This window comes from Pedobacter sp. SL55, assembly GCF_026625705.1.
GTDB lineage: Bacteria > Bacteroidota > Bacteroidia > Sphingobacteriales > Sphingobacteriaceae > Pedobacter.
Genome location: NZ_CP113059.1, coordinates 3,893,157 through 3,905,851 on the forward strand (window position 1 = coordinate 3,893,157; position 12,695 = coordinate 3,905,851).

Annotated in this window: 10 protein-coding genes; 2 read left to right on the top strand and 8 right to left on the bottom strand. The window is 37.3% G+C overall.

Features of this window, described 5'->3' with window-relative positions; translation table 11 throughout:
* Positions 1–38 precede the first annotated feature (38 nt).
* Both OVA16_RS17405 and OVA16_RS17410 read right to left on the bottom strand, forming a co-directional pair.
* Entirely contained in the window at positions 39–908 is an 870-nt protein-coding gene (locus tag OVA16_RS17405) for an energy transducer TonB (RefSeq protein WP_267762103.1), read from the bottom strand.
* 77 nt (positions 909–985) lie between these two features.
* Positions 986–2,041 (bottom strand): acyltransferase family protein, encoded by a 1,056-nt coding sequence (locus OVA16_RS17410; protein ID WP_267762105.1) that lies wholly within the window; start codon positions 2,039–2,041, stop codon positions 986–988.
* Between the two features lie 204 nt (positions 2,042–2,245).
* On the opposite strand from OVA16_RS17410, the gene OVA16_RS17415 reads away from it, so the two are divergent.
* Together OVA16_RS17415 and OVA16_RS17420 are read left to right on the top strand one after the other, a co-directional pair.
* Complete coding sequence (locus OVA16_RS17415) at positions 2,246–4,429, top strand: glutamine synthetase III (RefSeq protein ID WP_267762108.1); 2,184 nt, start codon at positions 2,246–2,248, stop codon at positions 4,427–4,429.
* Between the two features lie 602 nt (positions 4,430–5,031).
* Positions 5,032–6,213, top strand: coding sequence for an AIR synthase related protein (locus OVA16_RS17420; protein WP_267762111.1), 1,182 nt, complete (start codon positions 5,032–5,034; stop codon positions 6,211–6,213).
* A gap of 92 nt (positions 6,214–6,305) precedes the next feature.
* Here OVA16_RS17420 and OVA16_RS17425 read toward each other — a convergent pair whose 3' ends face one another.
* The 6 genes from OVA16_RS17425 to OVA16_RS17450 form a co-directional block, all read right to left on the bottom strand.
* Positions 6,306–7,928, bottom strand: a complete 1,623-nt coding sequence (locus tag OVA16_RS17425; RefSeq protein WP_267762113.1) for a glycoside hydrolase 43 family protein — start codon at positions 7,926–7,928, stop codon at positions 6,306–6,308.
* Positions 7,929–8,240: 312 nt separating this feature from the next.
* A complete protein-coding gene (locus OVA16_RS17430) occupies positions 8,241–9,752 on the bottom strand; it encodes a pectate lyase (RefSeq protein WP_267762115.1) in 1,512 nt (503 codons plus the stop codon).
* Between the two features lie 317 nt (positions 9,753–10,069).
* A complete protein-coding gene (locus OVA16_RS17435; protein ID WP_267762117.1) occupies positions 10,070–11,062 on the bottom strand; it encodes a pectinesterase family protein in 993 nt (330 codons plus the stop codon).
* Position 11,063: 1 nt separating this feature from the next.
* On the bottom strand, positions 11,064–11,540 hold the full coding sequence (locus OVA16_RS17440) for an SGNH/GDSL hydrolase family protein (protein ID WP_267762118.1): 477 nt from the start codon (positions 11,538–11,540) through the stop codon (positions 11,064–11,066).
* Positions 11,465–11,839, bottom strand: coding sequence for a hypothetical protein (locus OVA16_RS17445; RefSeq protein WP_267762120.1), 375 nt, complete (start codon positions 11,837–11,839; stop codon positions 11,465–11,467). The genes OVA16_RS17440 and OVA16_RS17445 overlap by 76 nt, the downstream gene beginning before the upstream one ends.
* Before the next feature lies 1 nt (position 11,840).
* Complete coding sequence (locus OVA16_RS17450) at positions 11,841–12,533, bottom strand: rhamnogalacturonan acetylesterase (protein ID WP_267762121.1); 693 nt, start codon at positions 12,531–12,533, stop codon at positions 11,841–11,843.
* Positions 12,534–12,695 lie beyond the last annotated feature (162 nt).

Below are 12,695 nucleotides of genomic sequence, written 5' to 3' on the forward strand. Positions count from 1 at the left end.
TCGCTTTGCAAAATACAAAATCAATATCAACTCAAAAACTAATTCTGCATCATATAACTAATAGGCATGTTGTATCTCACCCTTACTGGTAAGTTATTTTGCATTCCAGCTTTCCAGCGTGGCGATTTTTTAATGACCCTCATAGCTTCGTCATCACAACCATAGCCAATGCCTCGGGTTACTTTTACGTCGGTAATGGTGCCATCTTTCTCTACTACAAAGCTTAAAAACACTTTACCCTGTATACCATTTTCTGATGCCATACTAGGATAGCGCAAATTTCTTTGGATATATTTTGCCCAGGCATCCATCCCACCTGGAAATTCTGGATAAACATCTACGGTAGCAACATTGTGAATATCATTGCCTCCAGTGCCGTTGCCGCCAATTCCAATTCCTTCTCCAGTACCACCTGTACCCGTTTCTAAACCAGCATTTCCTTTACTAGCAATGCCATCTTGCGTAGCATTGGCAATTAAAGCACCTTTTAAATCATCAGTAGTTGGCGGCTGGGCGGTAACTAAATCATCTTTAACAACTTTGATATTGTCTGTCATACCCACTGATTTTACCTTTGGAGCAACTGATTTCTTTTGCACAGCCTCTTTAGGTGCAGCTACTTCCTCTGCCTTTGGTAGCTCTTTAGGTGGTAACTCTCGAATGATGTTATCAAGCTCTACACCAACTATTTTTGTCTGATCTACAACTTCTGGAGCATCTTTAAGTGCAGAAATAATGGATGGAGCTACAAAAGCACCTACAAACAACGGCGCCGCTATAAAGAAAGCTTTCAACATCCTGTTAGCAGAATGGCTTCTCAATTCGTAAGCACCATAGTTTTGGTTTCTGTTAGCAAATACGAGAGCGAGCCACTCGCTATCGTATAAATTTGATGATTTATTAAACATAGCTATAAGGATTTTTAGCTATGATGCATACTTTCATAAAAATCCATAAACAATAAAAGCTCTATCAACTGCTATGCTTATCTTTTTAGCATCGGTTTTTCTATTAAAACCCAAGATAAAATACCCATAATTATGCAAATAGCAATAGACAAGAGCAAGCTATAAAGACTAGTATTGTATTTTAAATGAAAAAATAAATTGATTATGGGCATTTGGTATATGTAAATGCCATAGGAAATATCATTTCCAACTAAAATTTTTCTTGATATACTTGATTTTGTGTAAGCAATAGAGAAAACTAAGCCTGTTAATAATATCAACATTAAAAAACTTATACTATTAAATACATAACGTTGATACCTGATTTGAAAATGAGCTAGTAAAAAACATACAGCAATAAAGCTTATAAGCCACCAGAAGGCCTTTCCTTTAACTTTAGAAATAAACCAATCTTTATTGATGTAGACTAATATTCCAGTAATAAAAAAATAGAGGTAAGATAAAATAAAGTTAAAAGACAACTTATAAGCCAAACTATCTGGTAATAAATAAGTATGAAATAAACAGTTGTATGTAGCAGAAATAATAAAAAGAACAACAAGAATAATATTTTGTTGTCTTTTGCCTTTGTTTTTCAACAGCCAATACCACAAGCCCGCAATGAAGATGTAAAACTGAATTTCTATAGAAATGGTCCACAAAGCACCATTTGGTGGACCAAAACCAAAATCCCTTACCAAATCAGGATTATAGAACTGAAAAATTGTGAGTTGAGCAAAGATCCAACCCAGAAAATTTAAACTAAATATCTCTTTTAAATTTAGGCTGTTGAAAGAAACCAGTAATACCAATGTTAAAATAAAACATACGGCCAACGCCGGATATATCCTTTTAATTCTTTTAATGGCAAAAGTGGCAATACTATTTCTTTCTATTGATTGGAAAATTAAGTAGCCAGAAATCAAGAAAAACACATTAACCCCAGGAAAATTCCATATTATACTTTCTATCGTCTTATAACTGTAGGTACTATGAGTAAAAAAAGCTAAATGATGTAAAACCAATACCTGTATGGCAGCCAACAATCTCAATAAATCAAAATTGTTGTCGTGAAGATTTTCATTCGCTTTCATAAGGATGAAGATAGCTATGAATTTTGTAGTACAAAACAAAAACTTGTAAACACTACTTAACTTCGCAACCCTTACAAAAAACACATAAAACACCCTAAAAAATCAAAAATTCGTATCAAAAAATATTTTTTTTCAATTTTTTAATAATTTTCAGAGTAAAAATCACAAAATTTCATATTTTTGGATAAAAATTTAAACAAATCAATGAAAAGCTTAAGAACCATAGCACTAAAAGAAGCACAAAACAGAGAAATTCCTGAAATATCAGCACCATCTACTAAACTTTCAGATTTCTACGGCTCAAATGTTTTCGACAAAAAGAAGATGAAAGAATATCTTTCTAAAGATGTTTTTGAAAAACTAATTTCTTCTATTAACCAAGGCGAATTAATTAACCAAGATGATGCAAATCAAATTGCGGCAGCAATGAAATCTTGGGCAATGAGCAAAGGTGTTACCCACTACACCCACTGGTTTCAACCGCTAACTGGATCTACTGCAGAAAAACATGACTCTTTCTTTGAACCAAGTGGCGATGGCGCTATCGAAAAATTTGCTGGTAGTGCTTTGGTACAACAAGAGCCAGATGCTTCTAGCTTTCCTAATGGTGGTATCCGTAACACTTTCGAAGCTCGTGGTTACACCGCTTGGGATCCTTCTTCTCCAGCTTTCATTATGGAAAACTCTGCTGGTAAAACACTTTGTATTCCAACTGTATTTGTTGCCTACACAGGCGAGGCGCTTGACTACAAAGCTCCTTTATTAAAAGCACTTTCTGCTATCGATAAAGCCGCTGTAGAAGTTTGCCAATATTTTGATAAAAGCGTATCTAAAGTAAATGCATCTTTAGGTATCGAGCAAGAATATTTCTTAGTAGACTTAGCTTTATTTAACGCCCGTCCAGATTTAGTATTAACTGGCCGTGCTTTATTTGGCCACATGTCTGCCAAAGGACAACAATTAGAAGACCACTATTTTGGTTCTATTCCAGAGCGTGTATTTGCCTACATGGTAGATTTCGAAAACGAAGCAATCAAATTAGGTATTCCTTTAAAAACTCGTCACAACGAGGTAGCTCCTTCTCAATTTGAGTGTGCTCCTATTTACGAAGAAATCAACTTAGCGATTGACCACAACCAATTGTTGATGGATTTGATGGAGAAAGTTGCTCGTCGTCACAACTTTAAAGTGTTATTACACGAAAAACCTTACGCAGGTATCAACGGTTCTGGCAAACACAATAACTGGTCGTTAATTACAGATACTGGTAAAAATTTGTTAGCACCGGGCAAAACACCTAAAAACAACCTAATGTTCTTAACTTTCTTCGTTAACACGATTAAAGCGGTTCATGAGCATGCAGATTTATTAAGGGCAAGTATTGCATCAGTAAGTAACGATCACCGCTTAGGCGCTAACGAAGCTCCGCCAGCAATCATCTCTATCTTCTTAGGGCAACAATTAGACGAGATTTTGGAAGAAATTGAGCATTCTCGCTTAAGCAAAAAACTGAAAGAAGATAACTCTTTATGGTTAGGTATCCCTAAAATTCCTCAAATTTTATTAGATAATACTGATCGTAACCGTACCTCTCCTTTCGCCTTTACTGGTAACAAATTTGAGCTAAGAGCAGTAGGTTCTACAGCTAACTCTTCTGCTCCAATGACAGTTTTAAATGCTATCGTTGCAGATCAGTTAACTAAATTTAAAGTAGACGTAGATAAATTGATTAAAAAAGGCGACAAAAAAGACGTTGCTTTAATGACCGTAATCAAACGTTACATCAAAGAATCTAAAGCTATTCGTTTCGAAGGTAATGGCTATAGCGATGAGTGGGCCGCAGAAGCAGAAAAACGTGGTTTATCGAACATCAAAACTACACCTAAAGCACTTGATGCTTACATAAGTGAGAAAACCACCGAGCTTTTCACTAAAACTAACGTATTCAGCAAACGCGAATTACATGCCCGTCACGAAATTTTGTTAGAAAACTTCTACAAAAAACTTCAAATCGAGGCTCGTGTATTTGGCGATGTAACCAACAGCCAAATTATCCCTGCGGTTATTGCTTACCAAAATTCATTGATCGAAAATGCTAAAGGATTAAAAGAACTTGGCTTAAGCAAAGAGGCTATTGCAACGCCATTGGCTATCATCGATAAGCTTTCGAACCACTTGGCCATTGTTAAAAACAGCGTAGATAAAATGCTAGAAGACCGTAAAGAGGTAAACAAAATCGAAGATACCCGTGAAAAAGCAATTGCTTACGACGAGAAAGTGAAAGCTCACTTTGATACCATTCGTTACCACGCCGACAAATTAGAACAAATTGTTGACGATAGCGTATGGCCATTGCCTAAGTTCCGTGAATTGTTATTCTTAAAATAAGCAGCAAATTTTCTTTATAATAATTAAGGTGCAGCATTTACGTTGCACCTTTTTTGTTTCCATCAGCTAAAGCAGACAGCAATGAAGCTAAAGCAGATGGCAATGAAGTAAAACACGAAAGCAAATTAATTAGAAAAGCAAAATCATCCTTTCAATAAAAGTTAGTCCTTCTTTTCGCTAAATCTTTTGTTTCGCTATGCGCTCACAAAAGTATACCGCTACAATAAGGTTTATCACACAAAAGTTTTTGCTGCTATTTACCAAAAAAACAAACCGCATAAAATAATTTCACCCCTTTGGGATTAATTATGGCACGTATAATTTCTAAAATGATCTCGCCCCTACGGGGTTGTTTCTAACACGCCCAAATATTTCATTATTAAAATAGGGTACACAAAACTTTCATTCGTACTCTTTGTAACCGTCCGAAGTTAAAGCTTACAAGCCACCTTCGCTTATCATAAATTGATTTAAACTCTCGCCAACTTTACAACATTTCAACCTTACAACTTTACAACAACAAAAACAATCACTCAAGTGTTCAAAACCTTTTACCTTTTACCTTCCACCTTTTGCCTTAATCAACTATCTTTGCAGCAATTATGAGCGACAATAGGTACAACCAGCGTGGCGTGTCTGCATCTAAAGAAGATGTACACGCAGCCATCAAAAACATCGACAAAGGAATTTTCCCAAAAGCATTCTGCAAAATCATTCCAGACATTTTAGGTAACGACCCTGATTTTTGCAATATCATGCATGCCGATGGCGCTGGTACCAAATCATCCTTAGCTTATACTTACTGGAAAGAAACCGGGGATATTTCTGTTTGGAAAGGCATTGCGCAAGATGCCATCATCATGAACATTGATGATTTGATTTGCGTTGGTGCTACCGATCAAATCTTGCTATCGTCTACCATTGGTCGCAATAAAAACCTAATTCCGGGCGAAGTAATTGCAGCCATCATTAACGGTACCGAAGAAATTTTAGCTGAACTAAGAGAACTAGGTATTTCCATTTACTCTACCGGTGGCGAAACTGCCGATGTTGGCGATTTGGTGCGTACCATCATCGTAGATTCGACAGTTACCTGCCGCATGAAACGCGACGAAGTGATTAGTAATGATAATATTAAAGCTGGTAATGTAGTGGTTGGTTTAGCATCTTACGGTAAAGCAACCTACGAAACCGAATATAACGGCGGTATGGGCTCTAATGGCTTAACTTCTGCCCGTCACGATGTTTTTGAAAAAGCTGTGGCCAACAAATATCCAGAAAGTTTTGATCCAGGTGTGCCTTTTGATTTGGTATTTTCTGGTGGTAAACAATTAACCGATTTGGTTCAGATTAATGATACGGAAAGTGTAACTGCTGGTAAATTGGTATTATCGCCAACACGTACCTATGCTCCAGTAATCAAACAAATTCTAGATAAATATCGCAGTCAAATAGATGGCATTGTACATTGCAGTGGCGGTGCACAAACCAAAGTATTACACTTTGTTAATGATGATGTACATGTTGTTAAAGACAATCTGTTCCCAATTCCTCCCCTATTCAAATTGATACAAGAGCAATCTGGTACCGACTGGAAAGAAATGTACAAAGTTTTTAATATGGGACATAGAATGGAATTGTACGTACCTGCCGAAATTGCTGAAGATATTATTGCTATTTCGAAAAGCTTCAACATTGATGCTCAAATTATTGGCAGAGTAGAAGCGAGCGAACAAAAACAAGTAACTATTAAAAGTGAATTCGGGGAATTTGTTTACAACTAATTAATATCGATGCTGATATTTACGCAATTATTCGTTGTAAATATCAGCATCACTTCTTTTCAATTTAACAAAAAGCATAGCGTTCCCTAGAATTACTTATCTACTCTAAACCAGTCAAAATCTGCATAACCACTATCGTTAGTTTGTTGATCTCTTACTGCAAATAGACCTATTTTAGCGCCAATCCATTTTCCGGGCGTTGCTTCAAAAACATCATCTATAGTAGTAAAAGTAGTACCATCTTTGCTGTAGCTAAACTCGCACTTTGCTCCCTTACTCACTTTCATTCGTAAATACACTTCTTTGCCATCTAGTTTAAGCACTTGTTTCTCTAGTTCGGCTTTGCCTTTATCTGCACTTTTGCACACTGAATGAACTAAGTACAATCCGTCTTTTTTAGATTTTACCGCTAAATAAGCATAGCTTAAACCATAAACGGTTAAACCCACTTTTTCGTTCTCTAATTTTGGATTTGGCGTGAAACTTACTTTCGTAGTTGCGGTAAACTCTTCTGTAGGAAATTTCTGCATCAAGATATTTGGCACATCCCAAAGGTTTTTAGCACTATCTGGAATTTTAGCGGTATATAACCTCAAACTGCCTTTGCTTGGATTTAAAAACGACCAAGTAGCTACTGGGTTGGCCTGCCATTGCCATTGCAAGCCTAAATCAGTTCCATTAAATTCATCGCTTTCTGCAGGCGTATAAATTGTACTTGGCTTAGCTACCGTAGGCTTTTTATAAGTCAATACTGGCTCTCCAATACCATCGCCATCTTTATCTATACCAATTACTGGCCAGTTATTTATCCATTTCATAGGTTGTAAATGCACAACCCTGCCATAAGCATCTTTATCTTGAAAATGCAAGAACCAATCCTCGCCATTTGGCGTATTTACCCAAGCGCCTTGGTGCGGGCCGTTAATCGGCGATTTGCCCTGATCCATCACTACTTTGCGTTCATAAGGTCCGTACACATTTTTAGAGCGCAATACCAATTGCCAACCAGTAGCAACTCCTCCTGCAGGTGCAAAAATGTAGTAATAACCATTTCTTTTGTAAAATTTAGGTCCTTCTAAGGTGGGGTCTTGCTCATGCCCATCAAAAACAATTTTACCTTCTTCTACTGTTTTGTCTCCAGCAGCATTCATTCGTTTTACTACCAAAACACTTTTTATACCAGCTCTACTACCTGCATAACCATGGGTTAAGTACACATTTCCATCCTCATCCCAAAGTGGGCACGGGTCTATTAAACCTTTTCCACCTTCTACCAAAACTGGGGCTGTCCAAGGACCTAAAATGTTTTTTGCTTTAGTTAAGTAAATACCAAAATCTGGATCTGGATAATAAATGTAAAACTCGTTATTATGGTAACGGATAGCTGGTGCCCAAACGCCATTGCCGTGTTGTGTCTTCGAGAAATGCTCAAAAGGTGGTTGTCTTTTCAAGGCATGGCCAATGAGTTTCCAATTCACTAAATCTATAGATTCTAAGATTGGTAAACCAGGAACGGCATCAAAACTAGAAGCTATCATGTAAAATTTATCGCCTACCCTTACGGCATCTGGGTCAGAATAATCTGCATCTAGCACTGGATTTTTATACGTTCCATTACCTAAATCGGCTACCCAAACCTTAGAGACATCATTTTTTTGCGCAACAGCACTAAAAGATACTGCTGCCAATAAAGCAATTAGTGTTTTTTTCATCATTATTTATTTTATTGGCCCCTATGGGGCTGGCTTATATTTGCGCTATGTCGAAATATAAAATTTTTTGTGCATCAACACAATGCAAACGGTTGCATAAAACTATCAAAAAATAACTTGTATCAAAAATTAAATACAAGTAAAACAGCAGAAATTTTATTTAAGTACAATTAAAACGAAACTTCTTTTGCAAATGTCTAGTTTCTTTCCTGCCTTTTGAGGTAGATTTTGAACCACAAAAGACACGAAAGCTATTAGATGGCAAATAGAATTTTTTGCTCATTCATCTACTTAAATTATTTGAGGCAGCCTTAGTTATTTGTACTGTGCTTCGGTTATTGTTTTTACCAAACTGTTGATATAAACTTCTATGTTATCGTAGCCAGAGCTTAAATCACGCCCATTTGCATTTGCTTTATTAGGGTCTAGTTTATTGGCTATCTCCCAATCATCTGGCATTCCATCTCCATCTGTATCTTTTAAAACAGCTGTTTGATTTAATTTTGGCCAGCCTCCTACGTCTTTTTGCGTATCAATAATACCCCACAGACCAGAAATAGCGCCTTTGTAAGTTGCCGTACCATTTCTAACCTCGTTGGCTATTCTAATATCTACAGCATCTCTTTTGTAAGCTGCTCCTGCGTAGTTTAAAACTGCTTCATAAGCTTGTTGGGCAGTATGTGCCGTAATAGCTACACCAGAGAAAGTAAAAGGAGTGGCTTTGCGCACCATCGTTTCTGTAATGCCTGCATCATAATCTACACCGCCACTCCAATTGTTAGCTGTTACCGTAGTATTACCATTTACATAATTTCCATCAATATAAAATGTACCATAACCAAGGCCATACGTTGCTGGATTAGGCGCACTTGTAGCCACATCTTTGGTAACCTGCATAATCCTTTTATTGCGGCTTGCTGGAGTTGATGGACCAGCTTTATAATAGTTGTTTACAATATTATATTCTCCATTTTCTCCTCCATAAGCACTGTTTCCGCTCCAATTGTAAATTACATTATTTCTATAATCTACTTTATCGGGGCCAAAAGGGCCTACACCAGTACCACTACCATTACTGTACCTTAATCCGCCATCAAACCTTGGATTGCGACTGGTGTGATGTGCCAGCAAATTATGGTGGAAAGTAGCTGGCGAACCTCCCCATATACCGCCGTAACCATGCGCACCTTTAGAATGCCCAGAGTTATTCATGCTTTCGGTAATCATACACCATTGCATGGTAAAGTTCTTATTATGATAGAATGATGCCGTTTCATCAATAGACCAACTCATTGAGCAATGATCAATCATGATGTTTTCCAAATTTCTTCCCCAAAAAGTATCGCTTTCTATGGTTGCTACATTTACATCGCCCAATCTAAAACGCATATAACGAACCACCACGTTGTTAGCTGCAATATTTAGCTCGTAATTTTGAATGCAAATACCATCGCCAGGAGCAGTTTGACCAGCAATAGTCACATCGCCATTGGTAATTTGCAACCTACTTTTTAATTCGATATTTCCAGATACCTCAAAAACAATGATACGTTTACCGCTTGCGGCAATGGCTTCTCTTAAACTTCCGGCGCCGGCATCATTTAAGTTGGTTACCTTAATTACTCTCCCCTCTCTACCACCGGTGGTGTTTCTGCCAAAACCTTCGGCACCTGGAAAACTGTAAGCCGTTTCTTGAACCTGCGTAGGCTTGTCTGTACCTGTATTGGTACCGTTACCGCCGTTATTAGTTGCTGGTGTTTCTGTTTTTTTAGAGCAGCTTAGCAATATAAATGCACCTGCTAAAAAATATAAAGCTTTTCTATTCATTGGATTTAATTTGGTTAATGCTACTGCTAAAATTATTTAACGTGAATATGTGTCCTAATCCGTAATTGCGAGGCACGAAGCAATCCTATACTATTAAACTACCACTTTAAGATTGCTTCGTTCCTCGCAATGATTACCCTATTTAATTACTATTGAACTAACTATATGATAATCAAACACAAAAACCGCAACTCACGTTATTTACCTAGCAATAGCAAATGTCTTTTATAGCGTTAAAACTATTATCTTGATGACCGAGTAAATAAACAAGCTTATTTAAAGCTTAGGATAGTCTCCTTAGATCTCGGATCGACAGACTACTCCATCGGTTTCCAGCCGTTAAAAATTTTATCTAAAGTGTAGTTTTCTTTCACTTGCTTTTCGGTTAATTGGTGTGCCCATTTTACACGGCCTTTATCATTAGCTCCAAAGCCTTTGCTTATGTACTCGGCATAAATGGTCGTTTTTTCTGCATTTGGCTTATTCCAATTATGCCAGCCTTCTGGTTTAATCTGTTTACCTAAATCGCAACTAATAAATACCGTTTTAGCATAAGGTCGCCACGGTCTTCCCAAATAGAACGAGTTTTCTGGCGCATCGCCATGTATTGTACTGTTGATAAACACATAACCATATTTAGTGCTATCTGGAGTTGATGCCGCAGTATAATAACCAGCTTTTTTGCCAAAAATTTCACATTCATCAAACACTGCGGTAGAAGAACCAAAAATGAAATCTACTGTGCCTTCGATATAACATTGGTAATAATATTGGCGGCTACCCTGACCATAAGTATACAAGGTATCCTGAAACCCGAGCATTCTGCAATTAAAAAAACGAGCTTTATCGCCAGCCACAAATAGCGCTACTGCTTGCCCAACCGGCCCGGCAGAGTTTTGAAACGTAATGTTTTTTGCAGTAAACTGGGTACCATAAATGTAGCAGCTTGCAGAACCCGAAGTTCCTTTTTCTTCGCCGAAAATGTTTTTCTTTTGTGCCCAATCATCGTAAGTAAGAATAGTTTTTTCTACACTCTCGCCAATCAATGTAACCATCTGTTTAGATGCAGAAAGATTGAGTTTTTCTTTGTAAGTACCGTTTTTAATAAAGATGGTTGTTGTTACTTTTCTAAAATCAGGGACAGCGTTTAAAGCTTCTTGAACGGTTTTGAAATTACCCGAGCCATCTTGCGCAACTACGAAGTCGTATTGAGTATTGAGTATTGGGTATTGAGTATTGAAGATCGCAGCTTGAGCGAAAAAACAATTCAACAATAGAACAATGAAACCAGTCGATAATATCCTCTTCATCCTATAAACCTTTCATTGCATTAAACACCAGTTGAGCTACCGCTTGTGCACCCGCTTTCTGAAAATGAGTATTGTCTTTTTGTCCGTCTGGGTAAGCTTGGTACAAACCTTTATCAAAATTCATGAAGTAATTGTTGGTCACATATTCTTGCCCTTTAGCAGTAAAAGCATCGATAGAAAGTTGCGTTAAATCAATCAGTTTTACGTTCAATTCCTTTGCAATTTCCTTTACCGCATTTGGATATTCGCCATGCACATTGCTTAGTTTGCCATCTTTCCAAGGATAATTTCTATTTACCGGAGTTAGCAAAATTGGCGTTGCTCCTTTTTCTCTGGTTTGATTAACGTACAAACGCAAAAATTCTTTGTAACCTTCAATATTTACATAACGTTCGGTTTTATCTACCGCAGCATCGTTATGGCCAAATTGATCATTACCAGATCTCCCTTTTTCAAACGTGTATATACTTCCCGCCATCTTCCTTCCTGAAAAAAGGTTCTGGTACTGCGACCACCTTTTGCTCTATCATCTACAATTACGCTATCTGTTTTAATGAGATTTTTAACATCGTTGATACTTGCCTTATTAAAAAATGGCTGAAAAGCTTGTCCCCACCCATATAGTGGATGTCTTTTTTCCATATAATCGGGTTCTAACTGATAGTTCGCTACTGTGGAATCTCCAATTAGGTAGATAGTGGTTACTTTTTTAAATGGTTTAAATGCGCAAAACGCAAATACAAGCAACAATGCTGCAATTTTAATCTTTCCGTTCATATTACTTCTTGAGATATTTAGCCAAACCTAATTTTTGCTCCTCGATACCTTGAGCTACCAAAGCAGCTACTTGCTTTGCTCCTTCTACACTTAAATGTGTATTATCTTTTACACCTTTAGGGTAATTTACGTGACCGCTATCTAAATGATTAAATAACTTGATAGCGCCTTGCTCTCCTAAACCAATCAATAGCTTTTCCGTTTTTTTGTGCATATCTATCAACGGTACATTTAACGAATCGGCTACTTTTCTCACTACGTCTGGGTATCCTTTGTGGGTATCAACAAATACGCCATTTGTAAAACTTCGCCTCATGATTGGCGTTAGCAAAACTGGATTTGCTTTCTTTTCTCTAGTTTGATTTACGTAAAGCACTAAGTTCGCTTTGTATTCTTCTAACGAAGTACCCACTGCTGGTTTATCTATTTTCTCATCGTTATGACCGAATTGGATGAAGACGAAATCGCCAGGCTTAAGTTCATTAAAAACTTCTTGCCATCTTTTTTCTGCAATGAAAGATTTGGTACTTCTTCCATTAGCAGCCTTATTAGCAATCGTTATTTTATCACTAAACAATTCGCCAATTTTCATTCCCCAGCCAGTTTCGGGAAAAGCTTTTTCGGCTTTGTTAGCGGCTGTAGAATCGCCTATAATAAAAAGTGTGATTTTCTTTTGGGCGGGCTCTGAAAGCATAAATAATAAGAGGCAAGATGCAAACAGTATTTGACGGAACATATTTGACGAAACTGTTAAAGAAGAGGCTGTCTCAAAAGTCACTAGTCATCTCGAACGCTAGAGAGAGATCCCCTCCAGAAGCTATTTCTGGAAAAGATTTCTCCTCCCCGAAAATTTCGG

Bases quoted from the DNA above. Each gene is read 5' to 3' on its own strand.
- OVA16_RS17430 (WP_267762115.1), bottom strand. From the start codon at position 9,752: ATGAATAGAAAAGCTTTATATTTTTTAGCAGGTGCATTTATATTGCTA.
- OVA16_RS17445 (WP_267762120.1), bottom strand. From the start codon at position 11,839: ATGAACGGAAAGATTAAAATTGCAGCATTGTTGCTTGTATTTGCGTTT.
- OVA16_RS17425 (WP_267762113.1), bottom strand. From the start codon at position 7,928: ATGATGAAAAAAACACTAATTGCTTTATTGGCAGCAGTATCTTTTAGT.
- OVA16_RS17410 (WP_267762105.1), bottom strand. From the start codon at position 2,041: ATGAAAGCGAATGAAAATCTTCACGACAACAATTTTGATTTATTGAGA.
- OVA16_RS17420 (WP_267762111.1), top strand. From the start codon at position 5,032: ATGAGCGACAATAGGTACAACCAGCGTGGCGTGTCTGCATCTAAAGAA.
- OVA16_RS17405 (WP_267762103.1), bottom strand. From the start codon at position 908: ATGTTTAATAAATCATCAAATTTATACGATAGCGAGTGGCTCGCTCTC.
- OVA16_RS17450 (WP_267762121.1), bottom strand. From the start codon at position 12,533: ATGCTTTCAGAGCCCGCCCAAAAGAAAATCACACTTTTTATTATAGGC.
- OVA16_RS17435 (WP_267762117.1), bottom strand. From the start codon at position 11,062: ATGAAGAGGATATTATCGACTGGTTTCATTGTTCTATTGTTGAATTGT.
- OVA16_RS17415 (WP_267762108.1), top strand. From the start codon at position 2,246: ATGAAAAGCTTAAGAACCATAGCACTAAAAGAAGCACAAAACAGAGAA.
- OVA16_RS17440 (WP_267762118.1), bottom strand. From the start codon at position 11,540: ATGGCGGGAAGTATATACACGTTTGAAAAAGGGAGATCTGGTAATGAT.